The organism is Blautia luti (assembly GCF_013304735.1).
Classification (GTDB): Bacteria; Bacillota; Clostridia; order Lachnospirales; family Lachnospiraceae; genus Blautia_A.
On record NZ_JAAITI010000001.1, the window covers coordinates 171,091 to 192,339 of the forward strand.

At 45.7% G+C, this 21,249-nt stretch carries 16 protein-coding genes; all 16 read left to right on the forward strand.

Features of this window, described 5'->3' with window-relative positions:
• The first annotated feature begins 158 nt into the window (after nt 1-158).
• Complete coding sequence (locus tag G5B06_RS00750; RefSeq protein ID WP_173761884.1) at nt 159-725, forward strand: DJ-1 family glyoxalase III; 567 nt, start codon at nt 159-161, stop codon at nt 723-725.
• A 166-nt stretch (nt 726-891) separates the two neighbouring features.
• Complete coding sequence (gene tig, locus G5B06_RS00755; protein WP_173761813.1) at nt 892-2,178, forward strand: trigger factor; 1,287 nt, start codon at nt 892-894, stop codon at nt 2,176-2,178.
• Nucleotides 2,179-2,202: 24 nt separating this feature from the next.
• Complete coding sequence (gene clpP / locus G5B06_RS00760; protein ID WP_015527365.1) at nt 2,203-2,784, forward strand: ATP-dependent Clp endopeptidase proteolytic subunit ClpP; 582 nt, start codon at nt 2,203-2,205, stop codon at nt 2,782-2,784.
• A gap of 111 nt (nt 2,785-2,895) precedes the next feature.
• Nucleotides 2,896-4,209, forward strand: a complete 1,314-nt coding sequence (gene clpX, locus G5B06_RS00765) for an ATP-dependent Clp protease ATP-binding subunit ClpX (protein ID WP_173761814.1) — start codon at nt 2,896-2,898, stop codon at nt 4,207-4,209.
• A gap of 17 nt (nt 4,210-4,226) precedes the next feature.
• Nucleotides 4,227-6,539, forward strand: a complete 2,313-nt coding sequence (lon, locus tag G5B06_RS00770; protein WP_148445160.1) for an endopeptidase La — start codon at nt 4,227-4,229, stop codon at nt 6,537-6,539.
• A 69-nt stretch (nt 6,540-6,608) separates the two neighbouring features.
• Complete coding sequence (gene yihA / locus G5B06_RS00775; protein WP_148444973.1) at nt 6,609-7,220, forward strand: ribosome biogenesis GTP-binding protein YihA/YsxC; 612 nt, start codon at nt 6,609-6,611, stop codon at nt 7,218-7,220.
• A gap of 13 nt (nt 7,221-7,233) precedes the next feature.
• A complete protein-coding gene (locus tag G5B06_RS00780; RefSeq protein ID WP_148444972.1) occupies nt 7,234-8,085 on the forward strand; it encodes an energy-coupling factor transporter ATPase in 852 nt (283 codons plus the stop codon).
• Nucleotides 8,070-8,957, forward strand: coding sequence for an energy-coupling factor transporter ATPase (locus G5B06_RS00785; RefSeq protein WP_173761815.1), 888 nt, complete (start codon nt 8,070-8,072; stop codon nt 8,955-8,957). The genes G5B06_RS00780 and G5B06_RS00785 overlap by 16 nt, the downstream gene beginning before the upstream one ends.
• The gene (locus G5B06_RS00790; protein WP_148444970.1) at nt 8,954-9,757 is read left to right on the forward strand and encodes an energy-coupling factor transporter transmembrane component T family protein; all 804 of its coding nucleotides are present in this window, start codon (nt 8,954-8,956) and stop codon (nt 9,755-9,757) included. Before G5B06_RS00785 ends, G5B06_RS00790 begins: the two co-directional genes overlap by 4 nt.
• A gap of 21 nt (nt 9,758-9,778) precedes the next feature.
• Nucleotides 9,779-10,516, forward strand: coding sequence for a tRNA pseudouridine(38-40) synthase TruA (truA, locus tag G5B06_RS00795; RefSeq protein ID WP_148444969.1), 738 nt, complete (start codon nt 9,779-9,781; stop codon nt 10,514-10,516).
• Between the two features lie 26 nt (nt 10,517-10,542).
• Entirely contained in the window at nt 10,543-11,877 is a 1,335-nt protein-coding gene (locus tag G5B06_RS00800; RefSeq protein ID WP_148444968.1) for an MATE family efflux transporter, read from the forward strand.
• Between the two features lie 166 nt (nt 11,878-12,043).
• Nucleotides 12,044-14,455: a glycoside hydrolase family 2 TIM barrel-domain containing protein gene (locus G5B06_RS00805; RefSeq protein ID WP_173761816.1), complete on the forward strand. Its 2,412-nt coding sequence runs from the start codon at nt 12,044-12,046 to the stop codon at nt 14,453-14,455.
• A 226-nt stretch (nt 14,456-14,681) separates the two neighbouring features.
• Nucleotides 14,682-17,711, forward strand: coding sequence for a glycoside hydrolase family 3 C-terminal domain-containing protein (locus G5B06_RS00810; protein ID WP_173771137.1), 3,030 nt, complete (start codon nt 14,682-14,684; stop codon nt 17,709-17,711).
• A gap of 12 nt (nt 17,712-17,723) precedes the next feature.
• Nucleotides 17,724-18,143 (forward strand): hypothetical protein, encoded by a 420-nt coding sequence (locus tag G5B06_RS00815; RefSeq protein WP_148444965.1) that lies wholly within the window; start codon nt 17,724-17,726, stop codon nt 18,141-18,143.
• A gap of 35 nt (nt 18,144-18,178) precedes the next feature.
• Nucleotides 18,179-19,630: a family 43 glycosylhydrolase gene (locus G5B06_RS00820; RefSeq protein ID WP_148444964.1), complete on the forward strand. Its 1,452-nt coding sequence runs from the start codon at nt 18,179-18,181 to the stop codon at nt 19,628-19,630.
• 13 nt (nt 19,631-19,643) lie between these two features.
• Nucleotides 19,644-21,224, forward strand: a complete 1,581-nt coding sequence (locus G5B06_RS00825) for an MFS transporter (RefSeq protein ID WP_148444963.1) — start codon at nt 19,644-19,646, stop codon at nt 21,222-21,224.
• The last annotated feature ends 25 nt before the right edge of the window (nt 21,225-21,249 follow it).

The window sequence follows — 21,249 nt, forward strand, 5'->3', positions numbered from 1 at the left end:
CAAATATACTGCCCTCAGTTTACATGAAAAAAATATAATTTGCAACGGACTTACTCTGCAAATTTTCTTGACATTTTTTATAGAAAAAAGCATTATGAAAGGGAGTGAAAAAACCTCCGGACAGTACCGGAATAATATAAAAAGAAAGGACGGAAAACATTATGAGCAAAGTATATATTTTTTTCGCAGATGGTTTTGAAGATATCGAAGGACTGACAGTGGTAGATCTGATGCGGAGAGCCGGAATTGATATTCAGACAGTGTCTATTAAAGAGACAAAAGAGATTAAAACTTCCCATGGAATCCACCTCCTTACAGACCGTACATTCGGAGAATGTGATTTCTCTGATGCGGACATGCTGGTAATCCCGGGAGGAATGCCTGGAACAAAATATCTCGAGGAATACAAACCGCTGACAGATCTTCTCACCGGTTTTTACCAGAAAGGCGGAAAAGTGGCTGCTATCTGTGCCGCACCGGGAGTATTCGAGAGACTTGGCTTCCTGAAGGGCAGAAATGCTACTTCCTATCCATCTGTGATGGAGCAGCTTACAAGCGCAAAAACATCCCTGGAACCGGTTGTGGTAGATGGAAATGTAACCACCAGCAGAGGCCTTGGAACTGCTATTGATTTCAGCCTTTCTCTGATCCGTCAGCTGGAAGGAAGAGCGAAAGCAGAGGAAATCGCAGAGTCTGTGGTATATTCAACGGAGATTTTTTATTAAAAACAGGGAATTTACAGCCTGATAAGAGCGATGTATGATGAAAAAAATACTGGCGTTTTTACAGGGATTATGCTATACTACAGAAATGACTGTAAATATATAAAATGCGAGTGTTAACTATTTATATAAGGTATTTACTCGATATAATTAAGGAGGAACAAGAAACATGAGTTTACAGGTGGAAAAAATGGAGAAAAACATGGCGAAACTTACAATCGAGGTTTCCGCCGAGGATCTTGACAAAGCAATGCAGAATGCATATCAGAAAGCGAAAGGCAGAATTTCCATTCCGGGATTCCGTAAAGGAAAAGCTCCTAGAAAAATGATCGAGCAGATGTACGGCAAGGGTGTATTCCTTGAGGATGCTGCTAACGCTCTGATTCCTGAGCATTACAGCAAAGCACTTGCTGAGTGTGATCTTGAGATCGTTTCCCAGCCTAAGATCGATGTAACACAGGTTGAGCCTGGCAAACCATTTATCTTTACAGCAGAAGTAGCTACCAAACCAGAGGTAACTCTTGGCGACTATAAAGGACTTGAGGTTCCGAAGTCTGAGACAGAAGTAACAGACGAGGAAGTTGAGGCAGAGCTTAAGAAAGAGCAGGAGAAGAACTCCAGAACAATCACAGTTGAGGATCGTGCAGCTGAGAACGGCGACACAGCAACTATCGATTTCGAGGGCTTCGTAGACGGAGAGGCATTTGAGGGCGGTAAAGGAACAGACTATCCGCTGACACTTGGTTCCAACACATTCATCCCGGGATTCGAGGAGCAGCTTGTTGGTGCCAACACAGGTGATCACGTAGAAGTTAAAGTAACATTCCCAGAAGAGTATCAGGCAAAAGAGCTCGCTGGTAAAGAAGCTGTATTCCAGTGCGACGTTAAAAAGATCGAAGCAAAAGAGCTTCCGGAGCTTGACGATGATTTCGCTAAAGATGTATCTGAGTTTGATACACTTGCTGAGTACAAAGAAGACGTTAAGAAGAACCTGACAGAGAAGAAAGCAGAAGATGCTCGCCGTGCTAAAGAGGACGCAGCAGTAGATAAAGTAATCGAGAATGCCCAGATGGATATTCCGGAGGCAATGATCGAGACACAGACACGTCAGATGCTTGACGACTTCGCAAGAAGAATGCAGTCCCAGGGTCTTTCCATGGAGCAGTACTTCCAGTTCACAGGCCAGAGCGTTGACAAGATGATGGAAGACATGAAGCCACAGGCTCTTAAGAGAATCCAGACAAGACTTGTTCTTGAGAAGATCGCTGAGGTAGAGAACATCCAGCCAACAGAGGAAGAGGTTAACGAAGAGATCTCCAAGATGGCAGAGATGTACAAGATGGAAGCAGACAAATTAAAAGAACTCATCGGTGAGAACGAGATGGAGCAGATGAAGAAAGATATGGCTGTTCAGAAAGCTGTTACATTAGTTGCCGATGCAGCTGTAGAGGCGTAATAAACCTCGGAAATGGAGGGCAAAATGAGTTTAGTACCTTACGTCATTGAGCAGACCAGCAGAGGAGAAAGAAGTTACGATATCTATTCAAGACTTCTTAAGGACCGAATCATTTTCCTTGGAGAAGAGGTAAACGATGTCAGCGCGAACCTGATCGTTGCACAGCTTCTCTTCCTGGAAGCGGAAGATCCTTCCAAGGATATTCAGCTTTATATTAACAGCCCGGGCGGTTCTGTAACTGCCGGAATGGCAATCTACGATACAATGCAGTATATCAAGTGCGATGTATCTACTATCTGCCTTGGAATGGCAGCCAGCATGGGAGCTTTTCTCCTGTCCTCCGGTGCCAAAGGCAAGAGATACGCACTGCCGAATTCAACGATCATGATTCACCAGCCGTCAGGCGGTGCACAGGGGCAGGCTACAGAGATCCAGATCGTAGCTGACCAGATCGCAAAAACCAAAAAGAAGCTGAACGAGATTCTTTCTGCGAATACCGGACAGCCTCTTGAGATTGTGGAGAAGGATACTGACCGTGATAATTATATGACCGCGGAAGAAGCGAAGGCATATGGCCTGATCGATGGTGTTGTCATCCACAAATAATGCGTAAGAAAAGACTCCTGTAAAGACACAGGAGTCTTATCTTGCTTTAAAAAGGAATTTTAAATGTCTGCGAGAGACGGACATTTACGTTTAGAAAGGAAACAAAAAGATATGGCAGATAAAGTAAGAGAAGGAAAGGTAAGATGCTCCTTTTGCCATAAGACCCAGGATCAGGTACGAAAACTGATCGCAGGTCCGGATGGGGCATATATTTGTGATGAATGTATCGGTATCTGTTCCGAGATCATGGAAGAAGAATTCAATATGTATGATCATGAAGCAGATTACGAAACAGGGATCAACCTTCTGAAACCGGAAGAGATCCACAGTATCCTGGATGAATATGTCATTGGTCAGGACGATGCCAAGAAGGCACTTTCTGTGGCTGTTTACAATCATTACAAGAGAATTCTTGCTTCCAGAAATCTGGACGTTGAGCTGCAGAAGAGTAATATCCTGATGCTTGGTCCTACAGGTTCCGGTAAGACGCTTCTTGCACAGACACTGGCAAGACTTCTGAATGTTCCTTTTGCCATCGCAGATGCCACTACTCTCACAGAGGCAGGCTATGTTGGCGAGGATGTTGAGAATATTCTTCTGAAGATTATTCAGGCGGCAGATTATGATATTGAACGTGCACAGTACGGAATCATTTATATTGATGAGATCGACAAGATCACAAGAAAATCCGAGAATACATCCATTACCAGAGATGTGTCCGGTGAGGGCGTACAGCAGGCACTTCTGAAAATTCTGGAAGGAACCGTTGCAAGTGTGCCTCCACAGGGCGGAAGAAAACATCCACACCAGGAGTTTCTCCAGATTGATACTACCAATATTCTGTTCATTTGCGGTGGTGCTTTTGACGGATTGGAGAAAATCATTGAGGCCAGACAGGATACCAAATCCATCGGCTTCGGAGCAGAGGTTTCCGAGAAGGAAGACCGCAATGTAGGAGAAGTTCTGAAGGAAGTTATGCCGGAAGACTTTATCAAATTTGGTCTGATTCCGGAGTTTATCGGACGAGTTCCGGTTGTTGTGACACTGGATTCTCTGGATGAAGAGGCACTGATCCGCATCTTAAAAGAGCCTAAGAATTCCCTTACCAAGCAGTATGATAAGCTTTTTGAGCTGGACGGTGTGGAGCTTGAGTTCCAGGATGAGGCACTTGAGACAGTTGCCCGGAAATCTCTTGAGAGAAAAACAGGTGCCAGAGGACTTCGTGCCATCATGGAGCATACCCTGATGGATCTGATGTACAAGACACCTTCTGACGATACCATCCGCAAATGTATCGTCACAAAAGAGGCAGTGGAGGGAACCGGAGAGCCGGAGATCATCCACGGGGAGGCCAAAACTCCTGCCAAGAAAGCAGGACACAAAACATCCCGTTCGAGAAAGAAAGGCAAGCCGGAAACAGCTTGATGAAGGGAATGACATTCATGACAAATCAGGTCAATATATTGCCAATGATCGCTCTCAGGGGGACTACGGTCCTTCCGGAGATGATCGTACATTTTGATGTGAGCAGAGAGAAATCCATCCGTGCCGTGGAAGCAGCCATGCTTCATGACCAGAAGGTTTTTCTGCTGACACAGAAAGATCCTGAGGTGGAAACACCGGGACTTACCGATCTGTATCAGGTAGGTACCGTTGCCTATATTAAGCAGGTAGTGAAACTTCCGCAGGATCTTTACCGGGTTCTGGTAGAGGGACTGGACCGGGCGGAAGTCCTGAGTCTTGAGCAGGAAGAACCCTACCTGAAAGCGGAATGTGAGATCGTTACCGCACAGGAAGAGGATTATCCGGAGCCGGTCAAGGACGCCATGCTTCGCAGCATCCGGGAACTTTTCCAGAGATATTGCAGAGAAAGCGGAAAAGTAAGCAAGGATCTGGTAACACAGATTATGATGATCGAAGATGTTAGGGAGACCATCGACCAGATTTCTGTGAATCTTCCGATGTCCTATCAGAACAAGCAGAAACTTCTGGAAGCAGTGTCTCTGAATGACCGTTATGAGATCCTGGGTGCACTTCTTGGCAGTGAGATCGAAGTGATTCATATCACAAAAGATCTCCAGCGCAAGGTGAAATCCCACATTGATAAAAATCAGAGAGAGTATATCCTCCGTGAACAGCTCAAAACCATCCGTGAGGAGCTGGGTGAGGATAATACCGCAGATGATATCGAGGAGTTTAAGAAACAGCTGAAAGAGTTGGATGCATCCGATGAGGTAAAAGAGAAGATCTCCAAGGAGATCAGCCGTTTTAAAGGAATGGCAGCCAGTGCCGCAGAAGCAACCGTGCAGAGAGGCTATCTGGAAACCGTTCTTGCGCTTCCGTGGAATAAGAAATCCGAGGATTCCGAGGATCTTGAGAATGCATGGAAAGTGCTGGAAGAAGGCCACTACGGACTGAAAGAGGTTAAAGAGCGCATCATGGAATTTCTTGCGGTCCGGAAACTGACCCATAAGGGAAAGAGCCCGATCCTCTGTCTGGTGGGGCCTCCCGGAACCGGAAAAACTTCCATCGCACGTTCTGTGGCGGAAGCCATGAACAAGAAATACGTCCGTATCTGTCTTGGTGGTGTTCGTGATGAGGCGGAAATCCGTGGACACAGAAAAACTTACGTGGGCGCCATGCCTGGAAGGATCACGGTAGCACTGAAAGAAGTCGGAGTCAGCAATCCGCTGATGCTTCTTGACGAGATCGACAAAACCAGCAGTGACTATAAGGGAGATACCTCCGCGGCACTTCTGGAAGTCCTTGATCCGGAGCAGAACAGTAAGTTTAACGATCATTATGTAGAGATTCCTCAGGATCTTTCCGAGGTACTGTTTATCGCAACAGCCAATGATGTACAGGGGATTCCAAGGCCTCTTCTTGACCGTATGGAACTGATGGAAATTCCAGGATATACGGAGAATGAGAAGGAACATATCGCAAGGGAACATCTCATTCCGAAACAGATGGAGATCAATGGGATTCCGGAAGGAAAACTGGTGATCCAGCCGGCAGCTCTCGGCAAGCTGATCAACAACTATACCAAGGAAGCGGGAGTCCGTTCCCTGGAGCGGAATATCGGACGTATCTGCCGGAAGACAGCACGTGCCCTTATGGAAGAGGGCAAGGATAAAGTTGTGGTCACATCCAGAAATATTTCCAAATTCCTTGGAAAAGAACGCTACAACTATCTGATGGCCAATGAGAAAGATGAGATCGGAATCGCACGTGGTCTTGCCTGGACACAGGTAGGCGGTGATACCCTTCAGATTGAGGTCAACATCATGCCTGGAAAAGGAGAACTGCTTCTCACCGGACAGCTGGGCGATGTAATGAAAGAATCTGCTCAGGCCGGTATCAGTTATATCCGTTCCGTAGAAGATCAGTATAAGATCGATCCGGAATTTTTCCAGAAACATGATATGCATGTACATATCCCGGAAGGTGCCGTTCCAAAAGATGGCCCGTCTGCAGGTATAACCATGGCAACTGCCATGATGTCCGCAATTATCGAAAAACCGGTGCGGGCAGATCTTGCCATGACCGGTGAAATTACCTTAAGAGGCCGCGTGCTTCCAATTGGCGGACTGAAAGAGAAGCTGCTTGCAGCCAAATACGCAAAGATAAAAGAAGTCCTTGTTCCGGAAAAAAACCGTCCGGATATTGAGGAGATGGATAAAGAGATTATCCAGGGGCTGAATATCCAGTTTGTGGACAACATGAAAGAAGTTCTTGGTGAAGCTCTTGCATAGACAAAAACAGAAAAAACCCTGCCCTGTTTTTCAGGACAGGGCTTTTCCGAGAAAAGGGAGGAACAACGAATGGTAATCAAAAACGTATCACTGGATATTGTCTGCGGAATCACAAGCAAGATCCCGGACACAGGAAGGCCGGAGGTAGCTTTTGCGGGAAAATCAAATGTAGGGAAATCCTCCCTGATCAATGGTCTGATGAACCGCAAGGCTCTGGCAAGAACCAGCGCACAGCCTGGAAAAACACAGACCATCAATTTTTACAATATCAATGAAGCAATGTATCTCGTAGACCTGCCAGGCTACGGCTACGCCAAAGTCTCCGCGGCAGAGAAGGAAAAATGGGGAAAAATGATCGAGGGCTATCTTCATAATTCCAAAGAGCTCCGGGCAGTTTTTCTTCTGGTGGATATCCGCCACAAACCTTCTGCCAATGACAAGCAGATGTATGACTGGATCTGCCACAACGGATATGAACCGGTGATCATCGCAACCAAACTTGACAAGCTGAAACGCAGCCAGGTGGCAAAAAGCCTCAAGGAGATCCGTACCGGACTGGGCCTTCCGAAAGAAGGAAAGATCCTTCCGTTTTCAGCGGAGACCAAGCAGGGAAGAGACGAGATATGGGCACTGATCGACGAGTTGACCGGACTTGCTGAACCGGCAGCTACAGAGGATTAAGGAGAACAAAAAGATGGGAATTATCAAGGCGCTCAAGCTGGGATTTGACTATCAGAGATATGATGACGATGGCAATGTGGTAGACATGCAGCGTGCAGTCAATGATGTAAACCTGGACATTGAAGCAGGAGAATTTGTGGCAGTTCTGGGACATAACGGCTCCGGAAAATCCACACTGGCGAAGCATATGAATGCGCTTCTGATCCCAACAGAGGGAACCATGCTGGTGGACGGGATCGATACTGCCAGAGAGACCAAACTCTGGAAAGTACGCCAGAAGGCGGGAATGGTATTTCAGAATCCGGACAACCAGATCATAGGAACAGTGGTAGAAGAAGATGTGGGATTTGGCCCGGAAAACATGGGAATTCCTACAGACGATATCTGGAAACGTGTGGATGACAGTCTGGAAAAAGTCGGCATGACAGCTTATCGCTATCAGTCACCAAACAAACTTTCCGGCGGTCAGAAACAGCGTGTAGCCATTGCAGGTGTGATGGCCATGCGTCCGCGGTGTATCATTCTGGATGAGCCAACCGCCATGCTGGACCCCAACGGACGAAAAGAAGTTCTGGAGGCCGTGCGGGAACTGAACCGTAAGGAAAAAGTAACCGTTATCCTGATCACTCATTATATGGAGGAAGTGATCCATGCAGACCGTGTCTATGTCATGGACAGCGGAAATGTTGTAATGCAGGGAAATCCGAAGGAGATTTTTTCCCAGGTGGATACCCTGAAGAAATATGGTCTGGATGTACCGCAGGTGACACTTCTTGCATATGAACTGAAGAAATCCGGCGTGGATGTTCCGGATGGAATACTGACTACAGAGGAGCTGGTGAGCGCATTATGTCAATCGAATTAAAAAATGTAACCTATACCTACAGCCCCGGGACAGCCTATGAGAGCCATGCGCTGAAAGATGTCAGCCTTGTGATCCCGGATGGCCAGTTTATCGGAATCATCGGACACACAGGAAGCGGAAAATCCACGTTGATCCAGCATCTGAACGCTTTGGTACAGCCCACATCCGGCCAGATTCTGTATAACGGAGAAGATGTGTGGGCAGAAAAATACGACCGGAAGCAGCTCCGAAGCGAAGTCGGCCTGGTGTTCCAGTATCCGGAGCATCAGCTCTTTGAAAACGATGTGCTTTCCGATGTATGCTTTGGTCCTATGAACCAGGGACTTTCCAGGGAGGAAGCAGAGAAAGAGGCAAAACAGGCACTGACACAGGTTGGAGTAAAAGAGTCCAATTTCAAAAAATCTCCATTCGAGCTTTCCGGCGGTCAGAAAAAACGAGTAGCTATCGCAGGTGTACTTGCCATGAACCCGAAGATCCTGATCCTGGACGAGCCAACAGCAGGCCTTGACCCGAAAGGCAGGGACGATATCCTGGACCAGATCGCGGAACTTCATAAAGTGAGAGGAATCACCATTGTTCTGGTGTCCCACAGCATGGAAGACATTGCAAAATATGTGGAGCGTCTCATTGTTATGAACCATGGAGAAGCGGTATTCGATGATGAACCCAAGAAGGTTTTTTCCCATTATAAAGAACTGGAAACCATGGGACTTGCAGCACCGCAGATCACTTATATCATGCATGCTCTGAAGGAACACGGAATGAATGTGGATGCAGATGCCACGACAGTGGAGGAAGCCAGAAACAGCATTCTTGTCGCGCTGAAAGCAGCAGATTCTCCATTACTGAAAAAAGGAGGAGCGGAAAAATGATCAGAGATATTACTATCGGCCAGTATTATCCGGCCAAATCCGTTCTTCACAGACTGGATCCACGGACCAAATTTCTGGGAACTCTGGGATTTCTGATTTCCGTGTTCCTGTTCCATACATTTCTTGGATATGCGGTGGCAACCGTATTTCTGGTAGCCATGATCGCAATCTCCAAAGTTCCTGTGAAATTCATGTTCAAAGGTCTGAAGGCCATCGTGATGATCCTTCTGATCACCGTTGTGTTCAACATTATCCTGACGCCTGGTGAAGTGCTGTGGCGTTTCGGAATCATCAAGGTTACAAAGGAAGGCCTTGTTCTTGCAGGAAGAATGGCAATCCGTCTTGTTTATCTTGTGATCGGATCATCTATCATGACACTGACCACCACACCGAATCACCTTACCGACGGTCTGGAGAGACTTCTCCGCCCACTGAACAAGATCCGTGTACCGGTTCATGAGATCGCCATGATGATGTCCATTGCCCTTCGTTTTATCCCGATCCTTCTTGAGGAGACCGATAAGATCATGAAGGCACAGATCGCCAGAGGCGCGGATTTCGAAAACGGAAACCTGATCCAGAAGGCAAAAAACATGGTACCCCTTCTTGTTCCGCTGTTTATTTCTGCGTTCCGCCGTGCCAATGACCTTGCCATGGCTATGGAAGCCAGATGTTACCACGGCGGCGATCACAGAACTCAGATGAAACCGCTGCATTATGAGAAGAGAGATTACATTGCATTTGTAATCCTTGTGGCATATCTTGCAGTTGGAGTGGTGTTCCGTGTAGTGGGACTGTAACCACAGGAGGTATAGTATTTTATGAAACGAGTAGGACTTGTAGTGGCTTACGATGGAACGCATTATTCCGGCTGGCAGACACAGCCAAACGGAACGACCATCCAGGGTGTATTAAACGATACCTTAAGTGAACTGCTTGGAGAAAAGATAGAGACTATCGGTGCCAGCCGTACAGATGCAGGGGTACATGCCCTTGGAAATGTGGCGGTTTTTGATACCGAGTCCAGGATCCCCGGAGAAAAGTTTTCCTATGCACTGAACCAGAGACTTCCGGAAGATATCCGTATCCAGCTTTCTGAGGAGGTGGAGCCGGATTTCCATCCCCGCTACTGTGACAGTGAAAAAACATATGAGTACCGTATCCTGAACCGGAAATTCCCGGTTCCCACAGAAAGACTGTATTCGTATTTTTACCATTACAAGCTGGATGTGGAAAAGATGAAGGAGGCAACTTCTTATTTGATCGGGCGCCATGATTTTGCCAGTTTCTGCGGCTCCGGCGCTCAGGTGAAGACAACCATCCGTACCATCACTTCCATGGATGTGTGGAGAGACGGGGATATGGTGACCATCCGTGTTTCCGGAACCGGATTCCTTTACAATATGGTGCGTATTATTTCCGGTACCCTGATTGAGATCGGAAACGGGCAGTATCCTCCGGAACGGATGGACAAAATCCTCAAAGCCTGTGACCGGGCTGCAGCAGGCCCCACAGCTCCGGCACAGGGGTTGACACTGATGGGAATTGAGTTTTTCTGAAAAAGGTATGAAAAAGAGGCACTGAAATGAAAAATACACAGGATCTGCTGCATGGGAATATCCGGAGGGAACTGATCGCGCTGACCATTCCTCTGGTACTTGGAAATATCCTGCAGCAGTTTTACAACACCATAGATTCTTTTATCGTGGGAAGATATGTGGGAACGGAGGCCTTTGCGGGCATTGGTGTTGCGGGCAGCATCATGAATCTGTTTATCTTTATTCTCAATGGTGGATGTAATGGAATGTCCATTATTTTTGCAGAACTCTACGGGCAGAAAAATTATGAAAAACTTCGAAAAGAAAGCTTCCTTTCGCTGAGTGCGGGAGGGGGCTTTACCATTGTTTTGAGTATTGTAAGCCTTCTGGTTCTGTATCCGGTGCTGGGCCTGATCCAGACACCGCTGGAGGTAGAGCCTTATGTTGTGGCATATCTTCGGATCATTTTTATCGGACTTCCTGCCACCTTTCTCTATAACTGGTGCTCTGCGGTGCTTCGAGCTGCCGGGGATACGGAAACACCGTTATGGACCCTTTTTATTGCCATGTGCATGAATCTGGCACTGGATGTTGCCTTTGTGCTGGGATTACATATGGGAACTGCCGGAACTGCACTGGCTACTGTGATCGCCCAGCTTTTTTCTGCAGGAGTGTGTCTGTGGATCATGAGGAAAAAACATCCAATTTTTTTCTTCAGCCGGAAGGATATGGGAATGGATCTGCCGCTTCTGAAGCGGACAGCCAATTTCGGGGCGGTGTCTGCCCTTCATCAGTCCAGTATCTACATTGGAAAGATGCTGGTCCAGGGAGCGGTAAACTCCGGTGGAACAGAGATCATTTCCGCATATACGGCGACCACCAGAATTGAAGGATTTTCCAATTCCTTCGGAGACAGCGGTTCCACAGCAATCTCTGTATTCGTGGCCCAGAACCGTGGCGCAGGAGATAAAAAGAGAGCGCTAAAAGGATTTCATCAGGGGCTTGGGCTGATGATCGTATTTGTCATCATTCTGTCTGTCCTGCAGGCAACCCTGACAAGAGGCGCGGTACAGCTTCTCATGGGGAATCCGTCAGAAACCGTAATGAAAAATGCCGTATTGTATATGAATGTGGTATCTGTCTTTTATATCCTGAATTTCATCGGAAACGCAGGGGTGGGATTCTTCCGTGGAATCGGAAAGATTTCCGTCCCGGTGATTGGAAGCACGCTGCATATATCCATTCGAGTGGTTCTGTCTTATCTGCTCATCGGCAGAATGGGACTTGAGGCTGTCGCCTTTGCCACAGGAATCGGATGGATCAGCGTTGTGCTGTATCAGATCCTGGTTTACCGGAAGGTACGAAAAAAAGGATTTATATAATTAATAACTAAAATCGTCTCTCCGTGAACGGTCAGGTTTTGACCGTCAACTGTGTTTGCATTTTCGGAATGCAGCAGTTATAGTTTATTACAGAGAGAACGCAGCCGGACAACACAGAAGAATGTGCTGCCCGGTTTTTTATTGTATGAGAGAAAAGGGATAAAAGATGGAAAAAAGAGATTTTAACAAAAACTGGATCTGCAGATGTCTGACAAGAGAAGAACCGGAGAAAAAAGTAACGCTGCCTCATGATGCCATGCGCAGTGAGCAGCGCAGCGAAGAAAGTCAGGGAGAAGGAAATATCGGCTGGTATATTGGCGGCGATTATGAATACACAAAGAGATTTTTTGTCCCGGCAGAAGATGTGGATAAAAAAGCAGTTCTGGAGTTTGAAGGTGTATATCATGATGCGGAAATTTATATTAATGAAAAAAAAGCGGCATTTCGCCCCTATGGATACACAAACTTTTATGTGGAGCTGAATGAATTTCTACAGTACGGAGCAGAGAATACGATCCGCGTGATTGCCAGAAATGCAGATCAGCCCAACAGCCGGTGGTATTCCGGAACAGGAATTTACCGTCCGGTAAATCTCTATCTGGGAGAAAAAGAACACATTCCGGTAAATGGAATCCGCATTCAGACGGTCAGTCTGGAGCCGGCGCAGATTCAGGTGGAGGTGAAAACATCAATTCCAGGGACTGTGAAAGTTCAGATTCTGGATGGAGAACAGATCGTGGCTGCGATAGAAAAAATATCGGAAAAGAGAATAGTTTCCAAAAGTAATGGCCAGGAGCAGAAAGCAGTATTCCTTCTGGAAATCCCGGATGTGAAGCGCTGGAGTCCGGATTCTCCACATCTGTATACCTTAAATGCAGCATTTGGAAACGACCAGGTGACAGAGCATTTTGGAGTGCGCACCCTTCACTGGAATGAACGGGAGGGAATGACCATAAACGGAAAGCGGGTGATTCTCCGGGGAGCCTGTGTTCATCACGACAACGGACTTCTTGGAGCATGTACATTTCCGGAAGCAGAAGAGAGAAAGGTACGTATTCTGAAGGAGAACGGATACAATGCCATCCGTTCTTCTCATTATCCGTGCTCCAGAGCATTTCTGGATGCCTGTGACCGTCAGGGAATGCTGATGATGGATGAGTATGTGGATGTCTGGTATATTCACAAGACAAAATATGATTATGCCACAGAACTGAAGGACTGGTGGAAACAGGATCTTAAAGATATGGTGGAAAAGGATTTCAACCATCCGTCTGTGATTATGTATTCTACAGGAAATGAAGTTGCCGAGACAGCACAGAAAAAGGGAATTGCTTTTACCAGATGTATGACTGAATATCTTCACAGCCTGGATGGCACAAGACCGGTTACCTGTGGAATTAACATTTTCTTTAATTTCTTAAGTTCCATCGGTCTTGGTGTATACAGTGATGATAAGGCGGAAAAAACAGCAGAAAATGCGGCAAAAGATGCTTCAAAAAAGAAAAAGCCGGTAGGAAGTGAATTCTATAATACACTGGCATGCCTTGCAGGAGATTATTTCATGAAAATGGGAGCTACCCTTCCTCCATGTGACTGGAAGACAAAAGATGCCTATGCAGCCATGGATGTTGCAGGATATAATTACGGGATCTTCCGTTATAAACATGATTTAAGAAAATATCCGAAACGTCTGATTCTGGGAAGTGAGACCTTCTGTAAGGATGCCTATGATTTCTGGGAGATTGCAAAAAAGAATAACCGGATTATCGGAGATTTTGTATGGGCCGGATGGGATTATATCGGCGAAACCGGTGATGGTGCGGCAGAGTACAGTGATTATAAAGGTTTGGAGCCGCATACCAGAATGACAGGAAATAACGGACGTATTGATCTTCTTGGAAAACCAAGAGCCGAGGCTGCTTACACAAGAGTCGCGTTTGAACAGGCAAAGGGGCCTTTTATTGCGGTGAAGCCTGTATATCAGAAAGAAAAACTTCAGCTTACAGGATGGGCACTTACGAAAGCTGTGGAGAGCTGGTCCTGGCGTGGCTGTGATGGTGAGAGTGCAGAAGTGGAAGTTTTTGCCCGGGCAGCAGAGGTGGAACTTAAAATCAACGGAAAAACTGCAGGCCGGAAAAAAGTAAAAAAATGCAGGACAAAATTTAATGTAACCTATCATGACGGTGAGATCACAGCAATCTCTTACAGTGAAAACGGATGTGAGCTGGGACGACAGACATTGAAAACAGCAGAAAAAGATACGATGCTGTCGATTCATCCGGAAACGAAAACAGCAAAACCGGGAGAACTTGTTTTTATTCCGCTGCAGTATACGGACAGTCAGGGAAACTGGAAACCCATGGAAAAACATGAGCTAAAGGTTTCTGTAGAGAACGGAACTCTGGAAGGCCTTGGCAGCGCCTGTGCGTATGTGGAAGGAAATTATGCACAGGATACCACAAAGACGTATTACGGAGAAGCTATGGCTGTGATACGTATGAGAGAAAGCGGCAATGCAGTGGTACGTGTTGAGGATGAGAAGAATACATACAGCTGTATCGTCCCGATGCAAAGATAAAGATCCACAGGCAGACTACGGAACGTGCCTACTTTATACTTGTGAAAATTGCATAAAAACTATACAAAAAATATGTGCAATATTAATAATACATGGTGAAACTATACAAAAATCTGATTCCGATTACGTTCAAAAAATTACCGTTGGCGGTAAAAATGCAAAAGAGTGAAAATTCAATGCTATACTCCATACAACTGATAAACAGAACTTCGGGAGGAAAGAGAAGATGAAGAACAAACGATCCACAAGGGCTCTGCGTGGTCTTACAGGCCTCACATCCTCGCTGCTGGTAGTGGCACTTGGAACAACGACCATTGCCAATGCATGGGCATCAAAGATCAATGAATATCTGGGAACAACGAATATTTCCGTTTCCGGTGAGACCAGCGACAGCGATGATGCCTATTATTACAAGTCGGATTATGACAACACAACAGATCTTATCAATGCCAGAAATGATGTTATGACAAAGATCCAGGAAGAAGGAACGGTGCTTCTGAAAAATGATAACCAGGCACTTCCTCTTAAAAATTCTCCAAAGGTAACTCTTTTTGGAATGACAAGTTATGCGCCTGTATATGGCGGAACAGTAGGAAGCAGTTCCCCTGCAAAACAGGATTTAAGTTTCAAGGACTGCTTTGAAAATGCGGGAATTCAGGTAAATCCTACTATGTGGAGCTTCTATGAGAAGATGAGTAAAGATTACAAGCGTATGGCACTTGCACCAACATGGTTTGGTTTTACAGGTGCCGAGATGGAAGCTCAGACGATCCGTACAGGTGAAGTTCCTGTTGAGAAATACACAGATACCGAGCGTGGGAGCTACAGTGATTATAATGATGCGGCAGTTGTTGTGATCGGACGCCAGGGCAGTGAGGCCGATGATTTCGGAACCAGCACAGATAATGTGCAGGATGGTGACGGAACACATCTGGCACTTGGACTTCAGGATGTAGAGCGAGACATGATTAATGAAGCAAAGAAGAATTTTGACAAGGTTATTGTTCTTATCAACTCTGACAATCCTATGGAGATCGAGGAACTGAAGGAGGATAAAGATATCGACAGTATTCTCTGGATCGGTGAACCTGGAACTGTAGGACTTCAGGGAGTTGCATCCGTTCTCACAGGCGAGGTAAGTCCTTCCGGACATCTGCCAGATACTTATGCAGTAAGCTCTGTTTCCTCACCGGCTATGGTAAACTTCGGAAGCTATACGTTCACAAATGCCACAGAAGACAATTTTGGGGCATCCAATTACAGTGGCTCCAACTATCTGGTAGAGAGCGAAGGCATTTATACAGGGTATAAATATTATGAAACAAGATATGAAGACACGGTTCTGAAACAGGGAAATGCAGACAGTGCGGCAGGAGCTTCCAATGATAATGGTACCTGGAACTATGATGAGGAAGTTTCCTATGGATTCGGCTACGGACTTTCCTACACAACATTTGAGCAGAATATCAAAAACTTCGATTATGAGGGCGATTCCGTAACTGTTTCCGTTGAGGTGAAAAATACAGGAGATGTGGCGGGCAAAGATGTAGTACAGCTTTATGCACAAACTCCTTATACAGACTATGACGAAGAAAACAATGTGGAAAAAGCTTCCGTTCAGCTGGTTGGTTTTGAGAAAACAAAAGAGCTGAAACCGGGTGAGTCCGAAACTGTGGAAGTTATAGCTCCGAAGGAATATTTTGCAAGCTATGATTATACAACAGCAAAGACCTATATTATGGACGCAGGTGACTATTATTTCGCAGTTGGAAACGGCGCACATGATGCACTGAATAATATCCTTGCGGCAAAAGGTTATACAACTGCAGATGGTATGGATGCAGATGGAAATAAAGATCTGGCAGTGTCCTATAAAGAGGACAGTCTTGATACAACTACTTATGCAATGTCTTCTGCAACAGGAAATGAGATTACGAACCAGTTTGAAGAGGCAGATCTTAATAATTTTAAGGATGGAACAGTTACCTATCTTTCCAGAAATGACTGGGAGGCAACCTGGCCGAAAGCTTATGACAGTGTTGAAGCTACTGAAGATATGCAGAAGCTGATCAAAGGAGATACCTATACGGTTTCCAAAGACGATGACACCTCTGAGGTAAAATGGGGACAGGATGGTGATCTTCACATTATTGATCTGAAAGGCCTTGATTATGACGATGAGAAATGGGATCAGCTGCTCAGCCAGATCAGCCTGGACGAGGCATGCAATTTTATCCAGCTTGGTGGATCCGGTATTGAGCCGATCGCTTCCATTGACCTGGTAGGTGGCTGTGATGCAGATGGACCGAATGGAATTCTGGATGCATTTGGTGGAAAAACACTTTCTACTTACTGGAAAGCAAGCGAGTCCGGGGATCCATGTTATGTTTCTTCCAAGGATGAGAATGCATCTTATGAATGCGGAACATTTCCGACAGAGCCTACACTTGCGGCAACTTTCAATAAAGATCTTGCAGCGGAGCAGGGAGATATTTTTGCGGAGGATTCTCTGTGGAGCAATATCACAACCATTTATGCACCAGGACTGAACCTGCACCGTACACCGTACTGTGGAAGAAACCAGGAGTATTTTTCCGAGGACAGTGTCCTGACAGGAGAGCTGGGAGCTTCCGAGATCCTGAAAGCGCAGGAGAAAGGATGCATCCTTGCACCGAAGCACTTTGCATTTAACAACCAGGAAGTAAACAGAAGTGGTGTTGCTACATTTGGAAATGAGCAGGCACTCCGTGAAAACGAACTCCGTGGTTTCCAGATCAGCTTTGTAAAAGGACAGGCCCAGGGTCTTATGAACGCATACAACCGTATCGGCTGTACATGGGTTGGAATGAGCGAAGGTCTGAGCGCAGAACTTGTGAGAAATGAATGGGGATTCAAAGGCTGGGAGAATACCGATATGCTTTCCTCTGAGGATTATCAGAGATGGGAAGAGGGACTTCTTGCAGGAACAGATCTTCTTCTTAATACAAGCCTGGATTCCTACAGTGATCTGAATGCAAAGACTGTGAAGAATGATCTTGCCATCCAGAATCGGATCAAAGAATCTCTTCATTACACACTGTATGCGTATGTAAACAGCAACCTTATGAATGGTGTAACAGACAGCACAAGTGTAGATTATGTACTTACTGTATGGCAGAAAGGCCTGATCGGTGTGGATGTACTCTTCGGTGTACTGACAGTTCTGTGTCTGGCACTTTACATCCGTAAGGCACGTAAGATCAGAAAAGAGCAGTAGGAGGAAGAATGGATGAGCATCAAGGAATTTTTTGGAAAAGCAGCAGCCGGCATTTATGTATCAGGACTTTCTGTGATTGCCCTTGTGGTTGCACTGATCGGATATATTATGTATGGCACTGAAAAAAATAATCTGGAAGCTGTAATTATTGTATTTACCGTAATCGCTGTTGTGGCAGGACTTATGGAGATGATTCTGACACTGGCAAAGGGATACCGCCCCATGTGGGATAACATGACAATTGTTTATGCGATTCTGGAAGCTGTTGCAACTGCCATTTTTGCAAAAAACGCAGCATCTTATATTCAGAGCGTCAGCGTAGGTCTCGCAAAGCTGACCGTTTCTTTTGAGGTGGCTGTTGTAGCTTATGTACTGGCACTTGTGATTGCGATTATTTCCGGTTTCCTGAACAGAAGAAAAATGGAAGCGTAAAGAAACAGAATTGTATATTATATGGAGGAATTTTGATGAAAACAAAACAGGCATTCAACCCGTATCTGCCAAGCTACGAATATGTACCGGATGCGGAACCGCATATCGTAGACGGAAGAATTTATATTTACGGTTCCCATGACCTGTTTAACGGACTGAATTTCTGTCTGGGTGATTACGTCTGCTGGTCAGCGCCGGTGGATGACCTGGGCAACTGGAAATATGAAGGATGTATCTATAAGAGAGAGCAGGATCCCGCGGCACCGCGAATCCGTCTGACCAATGGCCTCGCTGCACCGGATATGGTGCAGGGGCCTGATGGTCGTTTTTACCTTTATTATTTTATGGGTGGAACCAAGATGATCTCGGTTGCGGTCTGTGACAAACCTGCAGGTCATTATGAGTTCTACGGCTACGTACACTATAAAGACAATACTCCAATTGGAAAAAAAGGGGAGCCATTCCAGTTTGATCCGGCGATTTTTATGGATGATGATGGAAAGCTTTATCTTTATACCGGTTTTGCGCTGCAGGGAAATCCGATTCTTCTGGATGGATCCAAACCTACAGAGCATGGACCGATGTGCTTTGAGCTGGATCCGTCAGATATGCTCACCGTAAAAAAAGGTCCTGGTTACATTGGCGTGGCAGGAGAGAAGGAGTCCAAAGGAACTCCATATGAAGGACATGCATTTCTTGAGGCAAGCTCCATGCGGAAATTTAACGGAACCTACTATTTTATTTACAGTTCCCTGAACAGTCATGAGCTCTGCTATGCAGTCAGCGACCACCCGACCGGCGGTTTTCAGTACGGAGGAATTCTGGTCAGCAACGGTGATATCGGACTTCCTGGGGTAAATGATGTAAACCATGCGAAAAACTCCACAGGCAATACGCATGGAAGCCTGATTGAGATCAATGGAAAATATTACGTTTTTTATCACAGACACAGCAACCGTAAGCAGTCTTCCAGACAGGCATGTGCAGAGGAAATCCAGTTTAAAGATGGAAAATTCTGTCAGGCTGAGATGACTTCCTGCGGATTAAATGGAAGTCCGTTAAATGGGACTGGACATTATCCCTCCTATATTGCCTGCAATGTATATGGAAAAAAAGGCACCCGTTTTTTAAGCATGCTGAAGCATCCGAAGGCTGGTCATCCTTATCTTACCCAGAAGGGCAGAGACAGAGAATCCGGTGAGGATCAGTATGTGGCACATATGTGTGATGGATCAGTAGCGGGATATAAATATTTTGATTTATCTGAAACAAAGGAAATTCGTATCAATATCTGTGGAAATGCCAGTGGAACGGTTTATATAAGAACCAGGGAAAATGAGAAGCCGGCAGCAGAGATCCCGGTAAAGGTATCCAGAGAGCGGAAAGAATTTTCTGCGAAACTTACCGGACTTGGAAAAAAAGAAGCATTGTTTTTCTGCTATGAAGGAAAAGGTTCTTTTGATTTCCACTCATTTGATCTGAAGTAGGAGGAAATATCTTATGAAAATCACAAAAATTGTGGAAAACCCGATTTTTCGTACAAAAATAAAATCAGATAATGTAAAGATACCTGAGATGATCATCGGATATTTCCTGGCACCATTTTGTGCCATGCTTGCGAATTCCATTTTCGGTGCTTATCTGAACCGTTATTATGTGGATGTTCTTGGCTGGACAAGATTTGGTGTGTTTGCGACTATGCTGCCGGTGATATCCGTGATCTTCGTTGTACTTGGAAATCTCCTGATTGGAAGATGGATTGATAATACAAGAACTTCCCAGGGAAAGGCAAGGCCATACATGCTGTTGTCTGCGCCGATGGTAGTAGTTGCTGTGATCCTTCTGTTTATGACTCCGACCGGACAGAGCGGGGGTATTCAGATGATCTGGATCGCAGTGTCCTATAACCTGTACTATGCGCTTGCCTATCCATGTTTTTACACAGCACACAGTTCCATGGTCGCGCTGTCTACCAGGGATTCTTCACAGAGAGGCATGCTTGCAACTTTTTCCAATGCAGCTATGGTAGCTTCCGCAGGGATCGGAGCAAGTATTGTGGTACCGGTTCTTCTGCAGAGTTATCTTTTTGTTGCAGAGAATGGCGAGATTAATGTTGAGGCAAGCTATGCACACTGGAGGATCATTTCCATTGTACTGTGTCTGTTCTGCTTCGTTGGCATTCTCTTGGAATATTATTTTACAAGAGAGCGTATCACAGAAGAAAATATCAACCTGAATATAAAGGAAGAAAAAATTCCGTTAAAGAAACAGGTGCAGGGATGCATCCGTAACAAATACTGGTGGATCATCATTCTCTATTTCCTGCTTTTCCAGATGGGACAGCTGGTAAAAAACAGCTCCATGAGTTTTTATGCCAGATGGATGTTTGACAGCGTGATTAATTCTGCCAATCCGGAACAGACGTCAGGAACTCTGATGTCAACCCTTGGACTGATCGGAGGAATCCCTACTGCCATTGGAATGTTTGTGGCATGGCCTATTGCCAATAAGCTTGGAAAAAAACGTGCAGTTGTGCTGGGACTTTGTTTTTCTGTTGTTGGAGGCCTGGTATGTTTTATTGATGTGCACAGCTTTATTCTGGTGTGTGTAGGCATGGTCCTGAAGGGCATTGGAAGTATCCCGGCCATGTATGTGACCATGGCACTTCTTTCCGATGTGCTGGATCACCTGGAAGCAAAAAACGGTTTCCGAAGTGATGGTTTTACCATGTCTGTTTATGGATCAATCATGGTAGGTCTTACTGGAATCTGTACGGGAATTATCAACGGACTTCTTACATTTGCAGGATATACCAATACCGGTGTTGCCTGTGATTCGTCCACACTTACCATTATCAATAATGTGGCAGATTATACGGGACAGGTGGTATACCGTCAGATGGGCGGAGTAGAGAATGTACTTGCTTTTGCGTTTCTTGGAATGGAAGTGATCACTTTTGCCATCATCGTATTTATGATGAGCAGACTGGATGTGGAGAAGCATATCGAGGAAGATCACAGGATCATCAAAGAGAATCAGAAAGCTGCAGTACTTGCAGCTGGCGGAACCTGGGAAGAATAAAGTTTGCGTCGGATATGACGGATTT